This is a genomic window from Amycolatopsis nalaikhensis (assembly GCF_030264295.1).
In the GTDB taxonomy this organism is placed as follows: domain Bacteria; phylum Actinomycetota; class Actinomycetes; order Mycobacteriales; family Pseudonocardiaceae; genus Amycolatopsis; species Amycolatopsis nalaikhensis.
Window position 1 is genome coordinate 254,889 of sequence record NZ_CP127173.1, and the last position, 19,201, is coordinate 274,089.

Annotated in this window: 18 protein-coding genes and 1 pseudogene; 8 read left to right on the forward strand and 11 right to left on the reverse strand. The window is 71.7% G+C overall.

From position 1 onward, the window contains the following. Positions 1-19: 19 nt before the first annotated feature. Positions 20-307, reverse strand: coding sequence for an acylphosphatase (locus QP939_RS01305; protein WP_285459607.1), 288 nt, complete (start codon positions 305-307; stop codon positions 20-22). Between the two features lie 178 nt (positions 308-485). Between QP939_RS01305 and QP939_RS01310 the strand changes: the two genes are divergently transcribed. Next, entirely contained in the window at positions 486-1,067 is a 582-nt protein-coding gene (locus QP939_RS01310; RefSeq protein ID WP_285454624.1) for a hypothetical protein, read from the forward strand. 216 nt (positions 1,068-1,283) lie between these two features. Here QP939_RS01310 and QP939_RS01315 read toward each other — a convergent pair whose 3' ends face one another. Further along, positions 1,284-1,925 (reverse strand): TetR/AcrR family transcriptional regulator, encoded by a 642-nt coding sequence (locus QP939_RS01315; protein ID WP_285454625.1) that lies wholly within the window; start codon positions 1,923-1,925, stop codon positions 1,284-1,286. A gap of 65 nt (positions 1,926-1,990) precedes the next feature. Between QP939_RS01315 and QP939_RS01320 the strand changes: the two genes are divergently transcribed. Beyond that, positions 1,991-3,157 (forward strand): acyl-CoA dehydrogenase family protein, encoded by a 1,167-nt coding sequence (locus QP939_RS01320; protein ID WP_285454626.1) that lies wholly within the window; start codon positions 1,991-1,993, stop codon positions 3,155-3,157. A 26-nt stretch (positions 3,158-3,183) separates the two neighbouring features. On the opposite strand, the gene QP939_RS01325 is transcribed toward QP939_RS01320, so the two are convergent. From QP939_RS01325 to kdpF, 6 genes and pseudogenes are all read right to left on the reverse strand, one after another. Continuing rightward, positions 3,184-3,882 (reverse strand): response regulator, encoded by a 699-nt coding sequence (locus tag QP939_RS01325; protein ID WP_285454627.1) that lies wholly within the window; start codon positions 3,880-3,882, stop codon positions 3,184-3,186. After that, entirely contained in the window at positions 3,879-6,407 is a 2,529-nt protein-coding gene (locus QP939_RS01330) for a sensor histidine kinase (protein WP_285454628.1), read from the reverse strand. The genes QP939_RS01325 and QP939_RS01330 overlap by 4 nt, the downstream gene beginning before the upstream one ends. Positions 6,408-6,411: 4 nt before the next feature. After that, positions 6,412-7,002 (reverse strand): potassium-transporting ATPase subunit C, encoded by a 591-nt coding sequence (locus tag QP939_RS01335; protein ID WP_285454629.1) that lies wholly within the window; start codon positions 7,000-7,002, stop codon positions 6,412-6,414. A gap of 6 nt (positions 7,003-7,008) precedes the next feature. After that, positions 7,009-9,057 carry a potassium-transporting ATPase subunit KdpB gene (gene kdpB, locus QP939_RS01340; protein WP_285454630.1) on the reverse strand — a complete coding sequence of 683 codons (2,049 nt, stop codon included), beginning with the start codon at positions 9,055-9,057 and terminating at the stop codon, positions 7,009-7,011. Next, positions 9,054-10,716, reverse strand: a pseudogene (gene kdpA / locus QP939_RS01345) (potassium-transporting ATPase subunit KdpA). Before kdpA ends, kdpB begins: the two are co-directional and overlap by 4 nt. Continuing rightward, the gene (gene kdpF, locus QP939_RS01350) at positions 10,716-10,817 is read right to left on the reverse strand and encodes a K(+)-transporting ATPase subunit F (protein ID WP_285454631.1); all 102 of its coding nucleotides are present in this window, start codon (positions 10,815-10,817) and stop codon (positions 10,716-10,718) included. Before kdpF ends, kdpA begins: the two are co-directional and overlap by 1 nt. Before the next feature lie 403 nt (positions 10,818-11,220). On the opposite strand from kdpF, the gene asnB reads away from it, so the two are divergent. Genes asnB through QP939_RS01365 form a run of 3 tightly spaced genes read left to right on the forward strand, consistent with a single transcriptional unit; the run spans position 11,221 to position 13,963 of the window. Further along, on the forward strand, positions 11,221-13,062 hold the full coding sequence (gene asnB / locus QP939_RS01355; RefSeq protein WP_285454632.1) for an asparagine synthase (glutamine-hydrolyzing): 1,842 nt from the start codon (positions 11,221-11,223) through the stop codon (positions 13,060-13,062). 34 nt (positions 13,063-13,096) lie between these two features. Continuing rightward, a complete protein-coding gene (locus tag QP939_RS01360) occupies positions 13,097-13,411 on the forward strand; it encodes a hypothetical protein (protein WP_285454633.1) in 315 nt (104 codons plus the stop codon). Between the two features lie 39 nt (positions 13,412-13,450). Then, positions 13,451-13,963 (forward strand): hypothetical protein, encoded by a 513-nt coding sequence (locus QP939_RS01365; protein WP_285454634.1) that lies wholly within the window; start codon positions 13,451-13,453, stop codon positions 13,961-13,963. 78 nt (positions 13,964-14,041) lie between these two features. Here the strand turns inward: QP939_RS01365 and QP939_RS01370 are convergent, their stop codons facing one another. Further along, entirely contained in the window at positions 14,042-14,533 is a 492-nt protein-coding gene (locus QP939_RS01370; RefSeq protein WP_285454635.1) for an SRPBCC family protein, read from the reverse strand. A gap of 62 nt (positions 14,534-14,595) precedes the next feature. Here QP939_RS01370 and QP939_RS01375 point away from each other — a divergent pair, with 62 nt between their 5' ends. Then, positions 14,596-15,177 (forward strand): TetR/AcrR family transcriptional regulator, encoded by a 582-nt coding sequence (locus QP939_RS01375; RefSeq protein WP_285454636.1) that lies wholly within the window; start codon positions 14,596-14,598, stop codon positions 15,175-15,177. On the opposite strand, the gene QP939_RS01380 is transcribed toward QP939_RS01375, so the two are convergent. Together QP939_RS01380 and QP939_RS01385 are read right to left on the reverse strand one after the other, a co-directional pair. Next, positions 15,167-16,168, reverse strand: a complete 1,002-nt coding sequence (locus tag QP939_RS01380) for a Gfo/Idh/MocA family protein (protein ID WP_285454637.1) — start codon at positions 16,166-16,168, stop codon at positions 15,167-15,169. The two genes, QP939_RS01375 and QP939_RS01380, sit on opposite strands and share 11 nt — an antisense overlap. Beyond that, entirely contained in the window at positions 16,165-17,184 is a 1,020-nt protein-coding gene (locus tag QP939_RS01385; RefSeq protein ID WP_285454639.1) for a LacI family DNA-binding transcriptional regulator, read from the reverse strand. Before QP939_RS01385 ends, QP939_RS01380 begins: the two co-directional genes overlap by 4 nt. Before the next feature lie 120 nt (positions 17,185-17,304). On the opposite strand from QP939_RS01385, the gene QP939_RS01390 reads away from it, so the two are divergent. Then, positions 17,305-18,183, forward strand: a complete 879-nt coding sequence (locus QP939_RS01390) for a TIM barrel protein (RefSeq protein WP_285454640.1) — start codon at positions 17,305-17,307, stop codon at positions 18,181-18,183. A gap of 25 nt (positions 18,184-18,208) precedes the next feature. Further along, the gene (locus QP939_RS01395) at positions 18,209-19,201 is read left to right on the forward strand and encodes a sugar ABC transporter substrate-binding protein (RefSeq protein ID WP_285454641.1); all 993 of its coding nucleotides are present in this window, start codon (positions 18,209-18,211) and stop codon (positions 19,199-19,201) included.

The following is a 19,201-nucleotide window of genomic DNA, read 5'->3' on the forward strand; positions in this document are numbered from 1 at the left end:
ACCTCATGAGTCCCACGCGTCACCGCTCGACGAAGCCGGTGAGTCCCCCTTTCGGGTCGGACCAGCGCTCGGCGACGTGCTCCACACGACCGGGTGATTCCCCCGACCGCAACGCGGCCAACAACCGCTCACAGTGGTCTCGGCTACCCTCCGCTATGACCTCGACACGGCCGTCGGCCAGATTGCCGGCGCTGCCGACCAGGCCCAGTTCGAGCGCCCGGCTGCGCGTCCACCAGCGGAAACCGACCCCCTGCACCCGGCCGCGGACCCACGCCGTCAGCCGCGTGTTCGTTTGTTCCTCACCCACGCGTTTTCTCCCTTCCGGGTCAACCGACCGCGCACAGTAACGGATCAAGGCCACTACCTGGGCGAATACCCGCACGCCGGTGATAACCTCCCCGCCGAGGTCGCTCCCCCGCCGCGGGCGGCACGCCCCGAGTCACGACCTCGACCGCGCCTCCCCGCCATCCCCAAGGAGAGCCTGTATGCCCCGCCCCGACGGGATCACCAGGATCGACACCGCGCCGCCCAAGAGCAGCAAACCGAACCGCACCGGGTACGTCGTGCTCGGGGTCGCCGGGCTGGTGGTCGCCACGGCGTTCGCCGCCGTCGCCGAGCTCGCCGGGCCCGACCCCGCGAGCACCGCGGGCGGCACCGGCGGGACGGGCGGCCAGGGCACCTCCCAGGCCGGCCTGCAGACGCTGCCGAGCACCCCGACGAGCGGGCCGTCGACCGTCGGCGCCCCGACGTCGGAGTCGTCGGCCACGTCCTCGGCCCCGCCGAGCACGGTGGTGTCGGTGAGCCCGGACGGCAAGACCACGACGACGGTGGTCACCCAGGCCCCACCGCCCCCACCGCGCAGCGACACGGGCGGCAACCCGCCCCCGCAGACGACGCCCACCCAGAAGCCGCCGACGAGCACACCGAAGCCGCCGACGAGCACACCGCCGACCACGACTCCCCCGCCGGAGACCACGCCGACGACGCCGACGACCCCGACCGGCGGCGGCTCCAGCTCCGCGGGCGCCCCGTCGGCCTCGACGACCGGCACCAGCCCGACCCCGTAGACCCAAGCGCCCCAAGGCGGCCTTGGTTGCGTCTCACGCACCGAAGGCCGCCTTGGTTGCGTTGAATGGGCACTGCGGCGCGAAGCGCCTCCGTTGAGGGTGGCGGTGGGGGCATGGGCGGAGCACCGAAGGCCACATTGGGGCGCGTCCAACGCACCGAACGCCACATTGGGTGCGTCCAACGCACCCAACGCCACATTGGGGCGCTCGGGCCGGTCAGTCCAAGACCGCCGCCGTCACCGCGGCGCGGAGGAACTCGCCGTAGCGCTGTGGGCTCCAGCCGCGCTCCTGGCACAGCAGCTCGTACTGCTCCGGCCCGTGGTACGTCCACAACACGTCGCGGACGTCCTCGGCCGACAACCCCGCGCGGACCTCTCCCGTGTCCAGCAGGTCGGCCGAAAAGTACGTCATCGCCGTGAGCGTCTCCGCGCGCATCTGGGCCCACACCTCGGCCGCCGCGGGGTCGGCCGCCGCCGCGTCGCGGGCCAGGAGCTGGACCGGGAACACCGCCGGGCCCACCCCCGCCAGGTGGGCGAAGTACATCTCGATCTTGCGGGCCGCCGACGGTTCCGCCTGGATCGCCGCGATGAAGTCGCGGTCGGCGATCGGGACGTCCTCGTCGTCGCCCGCGACCGTCACGTCGAAGACCGCCTTGAGCAGCGTCGCCTTGTTCGCGAACGCCTTGTACACCGTCTGCACCGAAACGCCCGCCGTCTTCGCGACCTCGGGCATCGCCGTGCCCGCGTACCCCTTCTCGCGGAAGAGCCCCGACGCCGCGGTCAGGATGCGGCGGCGGTTCTCGCGTGCCTGTTCCGCGCGCCGCGAAGTGTCATAACGCCGCTTGACAGGGCCGGTCATTTAGGTAGAGACTCCTCTATCGAATAGACGTCCATCTATCATGACACCCTGAGGGGGCGTTGACCATGATGGGACAAGCCACCACCGCCGCCGTCACCGCCGCGCGGGACATCGCTCCGGAACTGAGCGCCCGCGCCGTGGAAGCCGAACAGCTCCAGACCCTGCCCCGCGACCTCGTCGAGCGGGCCCGGGAAGCCGGGCTCTTCCGGCTGGCGACGCCCCGCGCGCTCGGCGGGCTGGAGCTGCCGCCCGCCGAAATCGTCGAGGTGGTCGAAGAACTCTCGCGCGCCGACGGCTCCGCGGGCTGGACCATCACCATCGGCAACGGCTCGGCGTTCCTCGCCTGGCTCGACCCGGCCGTCGCCGCGGACCTCGTCAAGGGCGTCCCGGACCCGATCGGCGGCGGCGTCTTCGCCCCGATGGGACGCCTCACCCCCGACGGCGAGGGGAAGTTCGGGCTCACCGGCCGCTGGGCGTTCTGCAGCGGCAGCCCGCACTCGGACCTCTTCTTCAACGGCGCCATGGTGTTCGACGGCACCGCGCCCCGGATGGTGCCGGGCCGCGGGCCGGACTGGCGGCTGGCCGTCGTCCCCGCCGCGCAGGTGCGGGTGCTCGACAACTGGGACGTCACCGGCCTGCGCGGCACCGGCAGCCACGACGTCACCGTCGAAGCCGTCGTCCGCGAGGAGCACACCGTCTCGCCGTTCACCGAACCGGCGCGCCACGACGGGCCGTTGTGGCGGTTCCCGTTCTTCACCTTCGTCGGCACGCTGATGGCCGGCGTCCCGCTCGGCATCGCGCGCCGCGCGCTCGACGAGTTCACCGCGTTCGCCCCGGCCAAGATCCGCCCGCCGGGGCCCGGCCCGATCGCCGAGGACGGCGACGTCCAGATCGCGCTGACCCGCGCCGAGGGACGGCTGCGCTCGGCCCGTTCGTTCGTCTTCGACGCCCTCGGCGACCTCTGGGCGACCGCGCAGGCGGGTGACGTCCCGGACGTCAAGCAGCGCGGGCAGTTCCTGCTGGCGACACAGCAGGCGATGCGTGCTTCGCTGAGCGCGGTCAACATCGCGTTCGGCTTCGCGGGCGCGGGCGCACTGCACGCCGACCAGCCGGTACAGCGCTGCTTCCGAGACGTCCACGCGGCTTCCCAGCACATCTACTTCTCCGCGGCGGCCTCCAAGCGCTACGCGAAGCTCCGGTTCGGAATCGACCAGCCGACCTTCTGGTTCTAGGCGGCACTTTCACGTGAAAGTGCCGCTCAGACCTCGAAGCGGTAGCCCATGCCCGGTTCGGTGAGCAGGTGCCGGGGCCGCGACGGCTCCGGCTCCAGCTTGCGCCGCAGCTGGGCCAGGTACACGCGCAGGTAGTGGGACTCCGTCTCGTACGACGGCCCCCACACCTCGTGCAGCAGCTGCTTCTGCGCGACCAGCCGCCCGCGGTTGCGCACCAGCAGCTCCAGCACGCCCCACTCGGTCTTCGTCAGGTGGACCTCGACGCCGTCGGCGCGGCGGACCTTCTTCGCCGCCAGGTCGACGCTGAACGACGCCGTGTCCACCACCGCCTCCGGGCCGTCGGCGCCGGCGACGGCCGAGCGGCGCACCGCCGCGCGCAGGCGGGCCAGCAGCTCGTCCATCCCGAACGGCTTGGTGACGTAGTCGTCGGCCCCCGCGTCGAGGGCCTCGACCTTGTCGGCCGAGTCGCCGCGGGCGGACAGCACGATGATCGGCACCGTCGTCCAGCCGCGCAGGCCCGCGATCACCTCGGTGCCGTCGAGGTCGGGCAGCCCGAGGTCGAGCACGACGACGTCGGGCTTCGTCTCGGCGACGGCTTTCAACGCGGCCGTGCCGTCGTGCGCGGTGATCACCTTGTAGCCGCGGGCGCTGAGGTTGATCCGCAGTGCCCGCACGATCTGCGGCTCGTCGTCCACCACCAGCACGGTGGCGCCCGGGTCGCTCATCGCACCCCCTCTTCTTCGAGCTCGACGCTGAAAGCCGGGAGCGAGACCACGATCGTGAGCCCACCGCCCGGGGTGTCCTCGGCGCGGATGGTGCCGCCCATCGCCTCGGTGAACCCCTTCGCCACCGAGAGTCCCAGCCCGACGCCGGGCGTGGTGTCCCGGTCGCCGCCGAGGCGCTGGAACGGCGCGAACGCCGAGTCCGCCGCGCCCTTGCGCAACCCTTTGCCGTGGTCGACGATCCGCAGCTCGACCTGCCCGGAGTGGGTGGAAGCCCGCGCGGACACCGGGGCGCCGCCGTGGCGCAGGGCGTTGTCCAGCACGTTCGCCACCACGCGTTCCAGCAGCCCCGGGTCGGCGAGCACCGACGGCAGCTGGTCGTCGACCGCGACCCGCACCGCCGCCGAGCCGTCCACAGTGGACAACGCGTGCGCGACGACCTCGTCGTAGCCGACCGGGCGCAGGTGCGGTTTGACCGCCCCGGTGGCCAGCCGGGAGGAGTCCAGCAGGTTGTCGATCAGCCCGGCGAGCCGGTCGGCCGACAGCTCGATGGCCTCCATCAGCTCCGCGGTGTCCTCTTCGGACAGCCGCAGGTCGGGCGCGCGCAGGCTGCCGATCGACGCCTTGATCGAGGTCAGCGGGGTGCGCAGGTCGTGGCCGACGGCCGAGAGCAACGTCGTGCGCAGCTCGGTCGCCTCGGCCTTGCGCTCGGCGCGGGCCGCGGCGGCGGCCGTCCGCTGCTGCCGCAGGGCCAGAAGGGCCTGCCCGGCCACGGCTTCCAGCACCCGCCGGTCGGCCGCGCGCAGGGCGCGCCCGCGCAGGGTCAGGTGCACGTCGGCGGTGACGGCGATGTCGGCGTCGGCCTCGTCCGGGTCGGCGCACGGGTGCTCCCCCACGGTCGCGACCCGGTGCCAGCTCCCGTCCCGCTTCTCCAGCAGGGTCACCGAAGTCAGCGCGAAGTTCTCGCGGACCTTCGCCAGCAGCCGCTCGATCGGGTTCGCGTGGGTCAGCACGGTCTTGGCGTAGGACGCGAGCAACGCCGCTTCCGTCCGGGCCCGCGCCGCCTGGGTGGCCCGCCGCGCGGCCTGGTCGACGACCAGGGCGACGAGCACGGCGACCACGACCATCGCGATCAGCGTCACGAGGTTCTGCGGCGTGTGCACGGTGAGCGTGTACAGCGGCGGGGTGAAGAAGAAGTTCAGCAGCCCGGCGCCGAGAACGGCCGCGGCCAGGGCCGGGCCGAGCCCGCCGACCAGCGCGACGACCACCGTGGCCAGCACGTAGGCGATGACGTCGGTGGCGAAGTCGAGCCCGGCCGGCACGGTGTAGCCGACGACGGTGACCAGCACCGGCAGCAGCAGGCTCAGCACCCAGCCCGCGACCAGCCGCGAGAACCCGAGCGGGCTCGCGGCGAGCCGGGCCCGCAGGCGGCCGCCCGCCTCGGCGTGGGTGACCATGTGCACGTCGATCGGGCCCGACCGGCGGACCACCGACGCGCCGATGCCCTCGTCGAACAGCCGCGCCACGCGGGAGCGCCGCGAAGTGCCGATCACCAGCTGCGTCGCGTTGACGCCGCGGGCGAAGTCCAGCAGCGCGGTCGGCACGTCGTCGCCGACGACCGTGTGGAAGGTCGCCCCGACCTCTTCGGCCACCGTCCGGCAGCGGGCGATCGCGGCCGGCCCGGGCCCGGCGAGCCCGTCACCGCGCAGGATGTGCACGACCTGCAGTTCGGCGCCGGCGCGCGTGGCGATGCGGCTGGCGCGGCGGATGAGCGTCTCGCTCTCCGGGCCGCCGGTCACCGAGACGACGACGCGCTCGCGCGCCTCCCAGGTGTCGGTGATCCGCTGCTCGGCGCGGTAGCGCTGCAGGGCGACGTCGACCTGGTCGGCCACCCACAGCAGCGCCAGCTCGCGCAGCGCGGTGAGGTTGCCGGGCCGGAAGTAGTTGCCGAGCGCGGCGTCGATGCGTTCGGCCGGGTAGACGTTGCCGTGCGCGAGCCGCCGCCGCAGCGCCTCCGGCGTGATGTCGACCAGCTCGAGCTGTTCGGCGCGGCGGACGACCTCGTCCGGCACGGTTTCCTGCTGGGTGACGCCGGTGATCCGCTCGACGACGTCGTTGAGGCTCTGGAGGTGCTGCACGTTGACCGTGGACAGCACGTCGATCCCGGCTTCGAGGAGTTCCTCGACGTCCTGCCAGCGCTTGGCGTTGCGCGAGCCCGGCACGTTGGTGTGCGCGAGCTCGTCGACGACGGCGACCTCCGGCGCGCGGGCCAGGACGGCGTCGACGTCCATCTCCTCGAAGGCGCGGTCGCGGTGCTCGGCGTGCCGCCGCGGGACGACCTCGAGGCCGTCGAGCAGCGCGGCGGTCTTCTCCCGGCCGTGCGTCTCGACGAGCCCGATGACGACGTCGGTGCCGCGGTCCAGGCGCCGCCGCGCTTCGCCGAGCATGGCGAAGGTCTTGCCGACGCCCGGGGCCGCGCCGAGGTAGATCCTCAGCTCCCCTCGGCGCGGCCGGTTCTCCGTGGTCACGGTGTCAGTGTGCCCCTCCGGCCGCGGCGCGCACGGCCAAGTTGAGCGGGAGCACAGTCACCCCGGGGACGCCGATCCCCGCACCGCTCGTGTTCTGCGCGATGAGCTGCTTCACCCGGTCGAGCGGCAGGCCGGTGTTCTTCGCGACGCGCGCGGCCTGGAGGTCGGCGTAGGCCACGCTGATGTCCGGGTCGAGCCCCGAGGCCGACGCGGTCACGGCGTCCGGCGGCACCTGATCGGGCGTCACGCCTTCACGCTCGGCGATCGCGGCCTTGCGCTCCTCGATGGTCTTCACGAGGTCTTCGTTGTACGGCCCCTTGTTGGACGCGCCGGAGGGCAGGCCGGGGCCGACCGCTGTGGGGCGGGTGTGGAACCACGGGTCGTGCTCGGGGTCGGCGGGCACCGGGTCGACGCCGATGAGCGACGACCCGACGGCTTGGCCGTCCCGCGTGACGATCGACCCCTCGGCATTCGACTCCAGCCCGGGGATCCGGGCCACCGCCCACACCGCGAGGGGGTAGAGGACCCCGAGCAGGACGGTCATGACGAGCAGGACGCGCAGCCCGGCCCAGGTCTGCTTGACGAGCGTGTGCACTTCGCTTCACCCGATTCCGGGGATGAGACGGACGAGCAGGTCGATCAGCCAGATCCCGAGGAAGGGGCTGACGATCCCGCCGAGGCCGTAGACGAGCAGGTTGCGGCGCAGCAGGGCCGAGGCCGACGACGGCTTGTACCGCACGCCGCGCAGGGCCAGGGGGATGAGCACGACGATGATCAGCGCGTTGAAGATGACCGCGGAGAGGATCGCCGACTTCGGGGTGGCCAGGTGCATGATGTTCAGCCCGCCGAGCTGGGCGTAGATGCCGGTGAACATCGCGGGCAGGATCGCGAAGTACTTCGCCAGGTCGTTGGCGACGCTGAACGTCGTCAGCGCGCCGCGGGTGATCAGCAGCTGCTTGCCGATCTCCACGATCTCGATCAGCTTCGTCGGGTCGCTGTCGAGGTCGACCATGTTCCCGGCTTCCTTGGCGGCCGAGGTGCCGGTGTTCATCGCGACGCCGACATCGGCCTGCGCGAGCGCGGGCGCGTCGTTGGTGCCGTCGCCGGTCATCGCGACCAACCGCCCGCCTTCCTGCTCCCGCTTGATGAGCGCCATCTTGTCTTCGGGCTTGGCTTCGGCGAGGAAGTCGTCGACGCCCGCGTCCGCGGCGATGGCCTTCGCGGTGAGCGGGTTGTCGCCGGTGATCATCACCGTCTTGATGCCCATCGCGCGCAGCTCTTCGAAACGCTCTTTCATGCCCGGCTTGACGACGTCGGACAGCCGGATCACGCCGCGCACCACGGTGTCCTCGGCGACGACCAGCGGCGTGCCGCCCTGGGCGCTGATCTCGTCGACCACGCGCTCGGTCTCGTCCGGGAACTCCCCGCCGTTCTCGCGCACCCACGCGCGGACGGCACTCGCCGCGCCCTTGCGGATCCGCCTGGTCCCGACGTCCAGGCCGCTCATCCGGGTCTGCGCGGTGAACGGGACGAACTCGCCGCGCTCGTCCTGGGCCGCGTAGTCCTCGGTGAGTTCGACGACGCTGCGGCCTTCGGGGGTCTCGTCGGCCAGGCTGGCCAGCCTCGCGGCCCGCGCCAGTTCGTCCGAAGTGGACGAACCGACCGGGATCAGCTCGGTGGCCCGGCGGTTGCCGAAGGTGATGGTGCCGGTCTTGTCGAGCAGCAGCGTCGAGACGTCGCCCGCGGCCTCCACCGCGCGGCCGCTGGTCGCCAGCACGTTGCGCTGCACGAGCCGGTCCATCCCGGCGATGCCGATGGCGCTCAGCAGCGCGCCGATCGTCGTCGGGATCAGGCACACGAGCAAGGCCGTCAGCACGATCACGGACTGCTCGGAGCCGGAGTAGCGGGCCATCGGCTGCAGCGCGACGACGGCGAGCAGGAAGATGATCGTCAGCGTCGAGAGCAGGATGGTCAGCGCGATCTCGTTCGGCGTCTTCTGCCGCGAAGCGCCTTCCACCAAGGCGATCATACGGTCCACAAAGGACTCACCCGGCTTGGTCGTGACGCGCACGACGATCCGGTCGCTCAGCACGGTCGTGCCGCCGGTGACGGCGCTGCGGTCGCCGCCGGACTCCCGGATGACCGGGGCCGACTCGCCGGTGATGGCCGACTCGTCGACGGTCGCGATGCCCTCGACGACGTCGCCGTCGCCCGGGATCACCTGGCCCGCCTCGACGACGACCAGGTCGCCGACGCGCAGGTCCACCCCGGGTACCTGCTCCTCGACGCCGGTTTCGGTGAGGCGCCGGGCGACGGTCTCCTTCTTCGCCCGCCGCAGGCTTTCCGCCTGCGCCTTGCCGCGGCCTTCGGCGACGGCCTCGGCGAGGTTCGCGAAGACCACGGTGAACCAGAGCCAGCCGGCGATCAGGATGGTGAACACGCTCGGGTCGGTGACCGCGAAGACCGTGGTCAGCGCGGAGCCGACCCAGACGACGAACATCACCGGGTTGCCGAGCTGGTGCTTCGGGTGGAGCTTCCGGAGGGCCTCCGGAAGCGACGTCCAGAGCTGGCGCGGGCTGAACACCCCGGCGCCGACGCGGCCGGGTCGCCCGACCGGAACCGCCGGACTCCGTTCCTGGGTGAGGGTCATGCGAGTGCCTCCGCGATGGGCCCGAGCGCGAGCGCCGGGATGAACGTGAGGGCCGCGACGAGCACCACCGTGCCGGTGAGCATGGTGGCGAACAGCGGCCCGGTGGTGGGCAGCGTGCCCGCGGTTTCGGGCACCTTCCGTTGCGCGGCCAGGGAACCGGCCAGGCACAGCACGGCGAGGATCGGCACGAACCGGCCGATCAGCATGGCGACGGCGAACGACGACTGGAACCAGTCACTCGTCGCGGTCAGCCCGCCGAACGCGCTGCCGTTGTTGTTGCCGGTCGACGCGTAGCCGTAGAGGACCTCGGACAGGCCGTGCGCGCCCGGGTTGCCCAGCGCGCCCGCCGTGCCCGGCAGCAGCAGGGCGATGCCGGAGCCGAGGAGCACCACCGTCGGCATCGCCAGCATGGCGATCGCCGCGCAGGTGACCTCGCGCTTGCCGAGCTTCTTGCCCAGGTACTCCGGCGTGCGCCCGACCATCAGCCCGGCCAGGAACATCGCGATGACGGCGAGGACGAGGATCCCGTAGAGGCCGGTGCCGACGCCGCCCGGCGAGATCTCGCCGTAGAGCATGTTCAGCAGCGGTCCCCCGCCGCCGAGGCCGGAAAGGCTGTCGTGGGCGCCGTTCACCGCGCCGGTCGACGTGCCCGTGGTCGTGTCGGCGAACAGCGACGTCAGGCCGATGCCGAACCGCTGTTCCTTGCCCTCCATGCTCGCGCCGGCGGCCAGCGCGGCCGGGTTGCTCGCGTGGGCTTCGGAAAGCCAGATGATCGCCAGCGAAGCCGCCCACAGCAGCCCCATCACGCCCAGCAGGACGTACCCCTGCTTCGGCTTCCCGACGAGCTTGCCGAACGCGCGGGTCAGGCTGACCGGGACCACCAGGATGAGGAACAGCTCGACGAGGTTGCTCCACGCGTTCGGGTTTTCGAACGGGTGGGCGGAGTTGGCGTTGAAGACGCCGCCGCCGTTGGTGCCGAGCCTCCTTGATCGCCTCCTGGCTCGCCGCCGGGGCGAGGGCGAGCGTGCCGGAGCCGCCGTCGGGGTTGGTGACGGCGACGCCCGCCTTGAGGCTCTGCACGACGCCGAGCGCGACCAGCACGAGCGCGAACACGAACGCGATCGGCAGCAGCACGCGGACGGTGCCGCGCGTGAGGTCCACCCAGAAGTTGCCGAGCCGGTCGGTCTCCGCGCGCACGAACCCGCGGACCACCGCGATCGCGACGGCCAGGCCGACCCCGGCCGACAGGAAGTTCTGCACGGTCAGCCCGGCCATCTGGACGAAGTGGCCCATCGTCGTCTCGGGGACGTAGGACTGCCAGTTCGTGTTGGTGACGAACGAAACCGCCGTGTTGAACGCGACGCCGGGGCTCACCGAGCCGCGGCCGAGGCTCCACGGCAGCAGCGGTTGCAGCCGCTGCAGCAGGTAGAGCAGGACGATCGAGACGAACGAGAAGCCGAGCACGCCCGCGGCGTAGGTCGGCCACCGCTGTTCGGAGCCGGGGTCGACGCGGAAGAGCTTGTACAGGCCCTTCTCGGCCTTCAGGTGCTTCTCGGTCGTGAAGACGCGCGCCAGGTAGTCGCCGAAAGGCTTGTAGACCACGGCGAGAGCGGCGAGGAGGAGGCCGAGCTGGATGAGCCCGGCCGTCGTGTCGGACATCAGAACTTCTCCGGCCGGATCAGCGCGACGAACAGGTAGCCGAGGAGGCCCAGCGCCAGCAGCCCGCCGACGACGTCGGCCACGGTGCCCGCGCCGCTCACAGCTTCTCCAAGCCGCGCAGCGTCAACGCCAGCACCACGAAAACGCCGATCAGCAGGACGGCGTAAAGCAAGTCGGCCACAGGCACCTCTCAAGACGGGTCACCGGGTTCGGTGACCGGACGCGTTCACTGTGCGGGGGCGAGAGCGCCGTCCGGCCCGCGGCTGACGGCCTCTTGATGCGTTCCTGACACGCGTTAACGCCGCCTTTATGGCTGGTGGCGGCCGTCACGCAAACGTTTGCCCGGTTGTCACCGCATGCGGTTGGTCAGTGACTCACAACACACCGTGTGACCGAACAAGTGCGGAACGTGCAATTCGGGCAGACAAGATCGTCATACCGTGTTACACCTGTGTTACCGATAGTTGTATCGGCTAAGCAAATCGTTGGGAGAGGGGTTTTCCCATGTGCGGTATCACCGGCTGGGTTTCCTACGACGCCGACCTCACCCGCCGCCAGGACGTGGTCGACGCCATGACGGGGACCATGGCCTGCCGCGGGCCGGACGACTCGGGCACCTGGGTGCGCACGCACGTCGCGCTGGGCCACCGTCGGCTGGCGATCATCGACCTGCCCGGCGGCCGTCAGCCGATGACGGTGCGCACGCCGAACGGCGACGTCGCGATGGTCTACAGCGGCGAGGCCTACAACTTCACCGAACTGAAGGAAGAGCTGACGAAGCTCGGCCACACGTGGGAGACCGACAGCGACACCGAGGTCGTGCTGCACGGCTACCTGCAGTGGGGCGACGAGGTCGTCGACCACCTCAACGGCATGTACGCCTTCGCGATCTGGGACGAGCGCGACGACCGGCTCGTCATGATCCGCGACCGGATGGGCATCAAGCCGTTCTACTACTACCCGACGCCCGACGGCGTCCTGTTCGGCTCCGAGCCGAAGGCGATCCTGGCCAACCCGATCGCGAAGAAGGTCGTCGACACCGAGGGCCTGCGCGAGCTGATGGCGTTCACCAAGCGGCCCGGCTGGTCGCTGTGGAAGGGCATGGAAGAGGTCCAGCCCGGCACGATCGTCACGGTTTCGCGCGAGGGCATCCGCACTCGCACGTACTGGAAGCTGGACGCGAAGCAGCACACCGACGACCAGGAGACGACGGTCGCGCGCGTGCGCGAGCTGATGACCGACATCGTCAACCGGCAGCTCGTCGCCGACGTGCCCCGCTGCGTGCTGCTGTCGGGCGGGCTCGACTCGAGCGCCGTCACCGGGCTCGCGGCCGCGCGGCTGGCCGAACAGGGCGAGCAGCTGCGGACGTTCTCGGTCGACTTCTTCGGCCAGGAGGAGAACTTCAAGCCGGACGAGATGCGCGACACCGCGGACTCGCCGTTCGTGCGGGACGTCGCCCGCCTGGTGAACTCCGCGCACGAAGACGTCATGCTCAACCCGGGCGACCTGACCGACCCCGAGGTGCGGCGCGCGGTGCTGCGGGCCCGGGACATCCCGGCCGGCCTCGGCGACATGGACACGTCGCTGTACCTGCTGTTCAAGGCGATCCGCGGCCAGTCGACGGTGGCGCTGTCGGGCGAGTCGGCCGACGAGGTGTTCGGCGGCTACCGCTGGTTCCACGACGAGAAGGCGGTCAACGCGGACACGTTCCCGTGGCTGGCGTTCCGGACGTCGATGATGGACGAGCGGGCCTCGCTGTACACGACCGAGCTGCGGCGGAAGCTGGACCTCGAGTCGTACGTCGCCGACCAGTACGCCACGGCGGTCGCGTCGGTCGAGCACCTGGACGGCGAGTCCGAGCGCGAGGCGCGGATGCGGACGATCTGCCACCTGCACCTGACCCGGTTCGTGCGGATGCTGCTGGACCGCAAGGACCGCGCGTCGATGGCGGTGGGGCTCGAGGTCCGCGTGCCGTTCTGCGACCACCGGCTGGTCGAGTACGTGTACAACACGCCATGGTCGCTGAAGACGTTCGACGGCCGCGAGAAGAGCCTCCTGCGCCACGCGACCAAGCACGTGCTGCCGGACTCGGTGCGCGACCGGGTGAAGAGCCCGTACCCGTCGACGCAGGACCCCGGCTACGCGGCGGCGCTGCAGCAGCAGGTCAAGGAGGTCCTCGCCGAGCCGGGCCACGAGGTGTTCGGCCTGGTGGACAAGGCGTGGGCGCACCGGGTGTCCGAAGTGGACCCGGCGACCATGGCACCGGCGGCCCGCGTCGGCCTGGACCGGCTGCTCGACCTGTACCACTGGCTGGAGATGTACCACCCGACGCTCGAGCTCGCTTGACCTCGAGTGCCCTTGAGGTGTGAGCCTGGGCGGCATGAAGGTGCTGCTGTTCGGCCGCAACCCGGCCACGGTCTCGAGGGTGACGGCGGCGCTGTCCGCGGCGGGTCTCGCCGCGGACGGCGTCGTTTCGGAGGAGGCGGCGTTGTCCCGCCTCGGCTTGGTGGACGCGCTGGTGCTGGGCGCGGGAGTGGTGGGTGAGCTGCGGGAGCGGGTGACGGCTGCGGCAGTGCGGCACGGCGTGGTGTGGGTGCAGGGGCCGCACATCCTGCCGTCGCGGGACGCGCGGGAGTACGTGCGGACGGAGATCCTCCCGCGGCTGGCGGCGGCCGGATCCCACCGGAACGGTTAGACTCGGCGCGCTCGATCCGCCACGCGCCGGGAGGCCGTCTTGGAGCTGACGATCGGCGGTGCCGCGTACCCGGTCCGGCAGGACTTCGCGGACTTCGGCGCGGACGTCCTCGACAGCCGGATCGCGGTCTTGGCGACGCCGTTCGACGCCGTCTCGGCACTCGACCACGTCGAACGGCTGTGGGACGTGCTCAAGCGGCGCCTGGACGAGAACACGGCTTTCGCGGCGGCCGCCGAAGGCACCGAACTGTGGTGCCTGAGCTGTGGTTTCCGGTACTCCTACCAGGTCCTCCAGCTGCGCGACCTGGCCCGCGAGGGACGCCGGGTGGGCGGAACGGCCGCGAACCAGGGGCGCACCGAGGAGATCCTCTCGATGAGTTCGGCGTGCGTCGAGTGCGGCGGGCGAGAGGCGGCCTGGGTCCACTTCCCGCCGGGCACGCGGCCGCCTGAGCCGACTTCGCCCGCGCCAGGGAAGAACACCAAAGTCGTGCTCGCCATCGCGAGCGCGATTGTCCTCGTCGCCGTGGTCCTGGTGATCGTCTTGGTCGCCTAGACCCGGCGCGCGCCCAGGACCGCCGCGGTCGGCGGGGGTGCGAGCGGTAGCAGGAACCGTTCCGCAACCGCCGGTCGCCTAAACCTCCGCGCGCACCCGGGACCGCCGCGGCCGGCCGAGTGCCCGCAGGAACCGCACGTACGGCGACCACCGCACCGGCCGCGCCACCGCTCCGGTCAGCGCCAGCTCCGCCCGGTCCAGCAGCTGCTCCAGCAGCGCGTCGTGCATCGGGCGGAAGAACAACGGCCAGCTCAGCCGCGCCGAGCCGTGCAGCGTCGCCTCCAGCACGTGCGTCAGCGTGCCGTCCGCGATCAGGAACTCGTGGTGCCCGTGGACGCCCGCCGGCGCCGTGAAGCGGAACCGCAGCCGTGTCGGCGTCACCTCCTCCAGCACGTACCGGACCGGGCCGTGACCGGCCGGGGTGCCCGGGACGCGCGGGCCGTCCAGGCGGGTCGGCGGCCAGTCGGCGACCGGCCACAGGCGGTCCTCCGGGGTGCCGAGCGTTTCCAGCAGCGGCACCAAGGCGTCCGAAGCCACCGGGAACCGCCGGGTGTGGACGTTGCGGACCATCGTCGAGCCCTCCCGTTCTGGAGACTGTCCTCCAGAACATAGTAGAGGATAGTCTCTACAACATGGGCCGTCCCGCGACGCACACCACGCAGCAGTTCCTCGACGCCGCCACGAAGCTCTTCGCCGACGGCGGCGCGCGGGCCGTCACCATGGCCGCCACCGCCAAGGCCGCCGGCGCCCCCAACGGCTCGATCTACCACCGCTTCCCCGACCGCCCGGCCCTGCTGTCGGCGCTGTGGCTGAGCACCGTCGGCGACTTCCAGGACACCTTCACCCAGGCCCTCGGCGACGCGACGACGCTCGACGCCGCCGTCGAGGCCGCGACCAGCGTCGTCCACTGGTGCCGCAAGCACCCCGACGGCGGCCGCGTCCTCGACGCGGGCAAGCAGGCCTTCGGTCCCGCCGACTGGTCACCGGAAGCGCGGAAAGCCGTGGCCGAGGGCGAAACCGACCTGCGCAAGGCCCTCAAGGCCGCCACCGTGAACCTGCCGCCGCTCACCGGCTGCACCGGCGAAGACGTCGTCCTGGCCCTGGTCGAGATCCCCCGCGCGGTCGTCCACCGCTACCTGTCCACCGGCCGCACGCCGCCGCCGAAGGCCGTCACCCTCGTGGAACGCGCCGTCCGGAAGCTGCTCAGCGCCTGACCTCCGCCAGCTCCACCGGACGCCTTTCGCGTCGCGAGACCTCGCACGCCTCCGCGATGTAGAACGCCTCGAGCGCATCCGCCGCGACGCACGGCGAAGGCGCCCGGCCCGCGACGACGTCCAGGAACGCCCGCAGTTCCGTCGTGTACGCGGGCCGGAAGCGCTCCATGAACCCCGGGTACGCGGGCCCGGGCAGGGGCGCCACTCCCGGCTCGACCGAGCGCAGCGGCGACCGGTCGTCCAGGCCGACGACCACGCCGGACACCGAGCCCAGGACGTCGAGCCGCACGTCGTAGCCCGCGCCGTTGTAGCGGGTCAGCGACACCGTCGCCAAGGTTCCGTCGTCCAGGGTGAGCGTCGCCGCCGCCGTGTCGACGTCGCCCGCGTCGACGAAGAACTGCTCCCCGCGGTTGGCGCCGATCGCGTACACCTCGGTGACCTCGCGGCCGCTCACCCAGCGGATGATGTCGAAGTCGTGGACGCCGCAGTCGCGGAACAGGCCACCCGAGTGGGCGACGTACTCCGCCGGCGGGGGCGCCGGGTCGAACGTCGTCGCCCGCAGCGTGTGCAGCCAGCCCAGCTCGCCGGACGCGACCGCCGCCCGCGCCGCCGCGTAGCCCGCGTCGAACCGGCGCTGGAACCCGATCTGGACCGGCACGTCCGACGCGCCGATGCGGTCGATGACCGCGAGGGTGCCGGGGATGTCCGCGGCGACCGGCTTCTCGCAGAACACCGGGATCCCCGCGTCGACCGCCGCGATGATCAGGCCCGGGTGCGCGTCGGTGGCCGCCGTGACGACCAGCCCGTCCAAGCCCGCGGCGAACAACGCGTCCAGCGAAGGCGCCGCCTCGACCCCGAGCTTCGCGGCGGCGGACGCGGCGCGCGCGGTGTCGACGTCGGCCACGACGACCGATTCGACCTCTTCGAAGCCCTTCAGCGTCTCCGCGTGCGCGGTGCCGATCCGGCCGGTGCCCGCCAGTCCCAACCTCATCGTGGTGCTCCTCCTGTCGCGGAAACCTCGGCGGTGGTCGCGCGGACCACCAGGGACGGGTGCAGCAGGTGCCGGACCGGTTCGGTCCGCTCGCCCCGCACCCGTTCGATCAACGCCTCGAAGGCCAGCCGCCCCATTTCGGTGCGCGGCTGGTCCACCGTGGTCAGGGAGAGGTGCCGCAGCGCGGCCAGCGACGTGTTGTCGTAGCCGACGACCGAGACGTCCTCCGGCACCCGCAGCCCGGCCTCCTCCAACGCGGAGATCGCGCCGACGGCGTTGAAGTCGTTGCCCGCCACCAACCCCGTCGGCAGCTCGGCCCGCGAGTACGTCGCCAGCAGCTCCCGCACCGCCTTCTCGCCGCCGGTGTCGGTGTGCTCGCTGCGCACGACGACCGGCTCGAGGCCGTGCCGCCGCATGGCCGCCTGGAACCCGCGGCGCCGCTGGGCCGCCCCGGCCGCGCCGCCGCCGTCGAGGTGGGCGATCCGCCGGTGCCCGAGGCCCACGAGGTGGTCGACGGCCAGCGCGGACCCGGCCTCGCCGTCGTCGTTCACGGTGTCCACACCGGACACTCGCGACGTGCGCGAAACCAGCACCACCGGGCACTGCCGCGACGCGGCTTCGATGGCCGACGCGGGCACCACCGGCGAGAGCAGGATGACCCCGGCCGGGCGGAAGGAAAGCAGGCTGCGCAGGGCGTTCGCCTCGCGCGCGGGGCTGCGGCCGCCGGTGTTGAGGATGAGGTCGAAGCCCGCGGCCTGCGCGGCCGCGTCCAGCCCCTCGACGACGTCGGCGAAGAAGGCGTTGCGCAGGTCGTTGACCATCACGCCGAGCACCGTGGACGTGCGGCTGGCCAGCGAACGCGCCATCACGTGCGGCTGGTAGCCCAGTTCCTCGGCCGCGCGCAGCACCGCCGTGCGCCGGGCCGCGGAGACCTTCGGGGAATTCCGCATCACCAGTGACACGAGGGCGCGCGAAACTCCCGCTCGGGCAGCGACATCCTCCATCGTCGGACGCATGCGGCACCTCCCCTGATCACCGGAAACTCGGCCTTGACTTGGTGTGACGGACGCTACAAGATTAGAGCGCTCTAATCAATAGAGCGCTCCAACGCACCCGATCAGAGCAACGGAGTCCCGATGACAGCGACGATCCGAGTAGCCGCGGCCCCGATCTCCTGGGGGGTGTGCGAAGTGCCGGGGTGGGGGCGGGTGCTGGACGCGGCGACCGTGCTCGGCGAGATGCGGGAGCTGGGCGTCCAGGCCACCGAGCTCGGCCCGCCCGGGTACCTCCCGCGCGACCCGGCCGAGCTGCGGGCCCTGCTCGACGGCTACGACCTGCGGCTCGTCGGCGGCTTCCTCGCCGTCGTGCTGCACGAGAACCAGGAAGACGCGCTGAAGCAGGCCGAAGAGTCGGCCGCGCTGTTCGCCGCGTGCGGCGGCGACGTCCTCGTGCTCGCCGCCGCGACCGGCCTCGACGGCTACGACGAACGCCCGAAGCTCACCGACGCCGAATGGGCGACGCTCGTCGACACCGCCGGGAAGATCCGCGACATCGCCGCCGCCCACGGCCTGCGCACGGTGCTGCACCCGCACGTCGGGACGCACGTGGAACAGCGGGCCGAGGTCGAGCGGTTCCTCGCCGACACCGATCTCGGCTTGTGCCTCGACACCGGGCACCTGATGATCGGCGGGACGGATCCGGTCGAGCTGGCGCAGCGGTATCCCGAACGGGTGGGGCACGTGCATCTCAAGGACGTCCGAGAAGACCTGGCGGCCGAGGTCCGCGCGGGCCGGCTCGGCTACACCGACGCGGTCGGGCGGGGCATCTACACCCCGCTCGGCGAGGGGGACGTGGACGTGGCGGCGATGGTGCGCTCCGTCCAGGCGGCCGGTTACGACGGCTGGTACGTCCTCGAACAGGACACCGCCCTCGGCGACTCGAGCCCCGACGACCTACCCCGGCGGGACACCGAGCGCAGCCTGGCCCACCTCGCGAAGATCATCGGCTCCCTCTGAAAACCCTGGTCCCAAAGGAGTGACTGTGTTCTCAATCAAGAAGCTGGCCGGAGTGGCGGCGCTCGCCGCCGCCGGGCTGGTCCTGTCCGCCTGCAGCGGCCCGGCCGCCGACAACTCGAACACCTCCAGCTCATCGGCCGCGGCGGCACCGAGCACGGGCGGCCCGTTCAAGGTCGCCGTGGTCACCCACGGCACCGCGGGCGACGCGTTCTGGAACGTCGTCAAGAACGGCGCCGAACAGGCGGGCAAAGACCTGAACATCGGCGTCGACTACTTCGCCGACGGCGACCCCGGCAACCAGGCCCGGCTGATCGACAACGCCGTCGCGCAGAAGGTCGGCGGCCTGGTCGTCTCCATGGCGAACCCGCAGGCCCTGCAGACGTCGATCCAGAACGCGGTCAAGGCCGGCATCCCGGTCGTCACGATCAACTCCGGCGAGGACTCCAGCGCGCAGTTCGGCGCGATCGCGCACGTCGGGCAGAGCGAAGGCCTCGCGGGCCAGGGCGCCGGGCAGCGGCTCAAGGCGGCGGGCAAGACGAAGCTGCTTTGCGTCATCCACGAAGCCGGCAACATCGGCCAGAACCAGCGCTGCGACGGCGCGAAGCAGACCTTCGGCAACGTCACCACGCTGCAGGTCGACATCTCCAACCCGACCGACGCGCAGGCCCGCATCCGCGGCGCGCTGCAGTCCGACCCGTCGATCGACGCCGTGCTGGCACTGAACTCGCAGGTCGCGGCCCGCGCGGTGAGCGCGGCCAAGGAGGCGAGCTCCAAGGCGCAGGTGGCCACGTTCGACCTCAACGCCGACGTCGTCGCGGCCATCAAGGACGGCAGCATCCTCTTCGCCGTCGACCAGCAGCAGTACGAGCAGGGCTACCTGCCGATCGTGTTCCTCAAGCTGTACAAGGAGAACGGCAACACCATCGGCGGCGGCAAGCCCGTGCAGACCGGCCCCGGCTTCGTCGACAAGACCAACATCGACACCATCGCTCCCTACGCCCAGCGCGGCACGCGATGA

What these genes read in the sequence shown, in the direction of transcription:
- QP939_RS01325 (WP_285454627.1), bottom strand. Translation starts at nt 3,882, where the DNA reads ATGAGCGACCCGGGCGCCACCGTGCTGGTGGTGGACGACGAGCCGCAG.
- QP939_RS01360 (WP_285454633.1), top strand. Translation starts at nt 13,097, where the DNA reads ATGAAGGTGCTGCTGTTCGGCCGCAACCCGGCCACGGTCTCGAGGGTG.
- QP939_RS01320 (WP_285454626.1), top strand. Translation starts at nt 1,991, where the DNA reads ATGATGGGACAAGCCACCACCGCCGCCGTCACCGCCGCGCGGGACATC.
- QP939_RS01370 (WP_285454635.1), bottom strand. Translation starts at nt 14,533, where the DNA reads ATGGTCCGCAACGTCCACACCCGGCGGTTCCCGGTGGCTTCGGACGCC.
- QP939_RS01315 (WP_285454625.1), bottom strand. Translation starts at nt 1,925, where the DNA reads ATGACCGGCCCTGTCAAGCGGCGTTATGACACTTCGCGGCGCGCGGAA.
- kdpB (WP_285454630.1), bottom strand. Translation starts at nt 9,057, where the DNA reads ATGACCCTCACCCAGGAACGGAGTCCGGCGGTTCCGGTCGGGCGACCC.
- QP939_RS01385 (WP_285454639.1), bottom strand. Translation starts at nt 17,184, where the DNA reads ATGCGTCCGACGATGGAGGATGTCGCTGCCCGAGCGGGAGTTTCGCGC.
- QP939_RS01310 (WP_285454624.1), top strand. Translation starts at nt 486, where the DNA reads ATGCCCCGCCCCGACGGGATCACCAGGATCGACACCGCGCCGCCCAAG.
- asnB (WP_285454632.1), top strand. Translation starts at nt 11,221, where the DNA reads ATGTGCGGTATCACCGGCTGGGTTTCCTACGACGCCGACCTCACCCGC.
- QP939_RS01375 (WP_285454636.1), top strand. Translation starts at nt 14,596, where the DNA reads ATGGGCCGTCCCGCGACGCACACCACGCAGCAGTTCCTCGACGCCGCC.
- QP939_RS01380 (WP_285454637.1), bottom strand. Translation starts at nt 16,168, where the DNA reads ATGAGGTTGGGACTGGCGGGCACCGGCCGGATCGGCACCGCGCACGCG.
- QP939_RS01390 (WP_285454640.1), top strand. Translation starts at nt 17,305, where the DNA reads ATGACAGCGACGATCCGAGTAGCCGCGGCCCCGATCTCCTGGGGGGTG.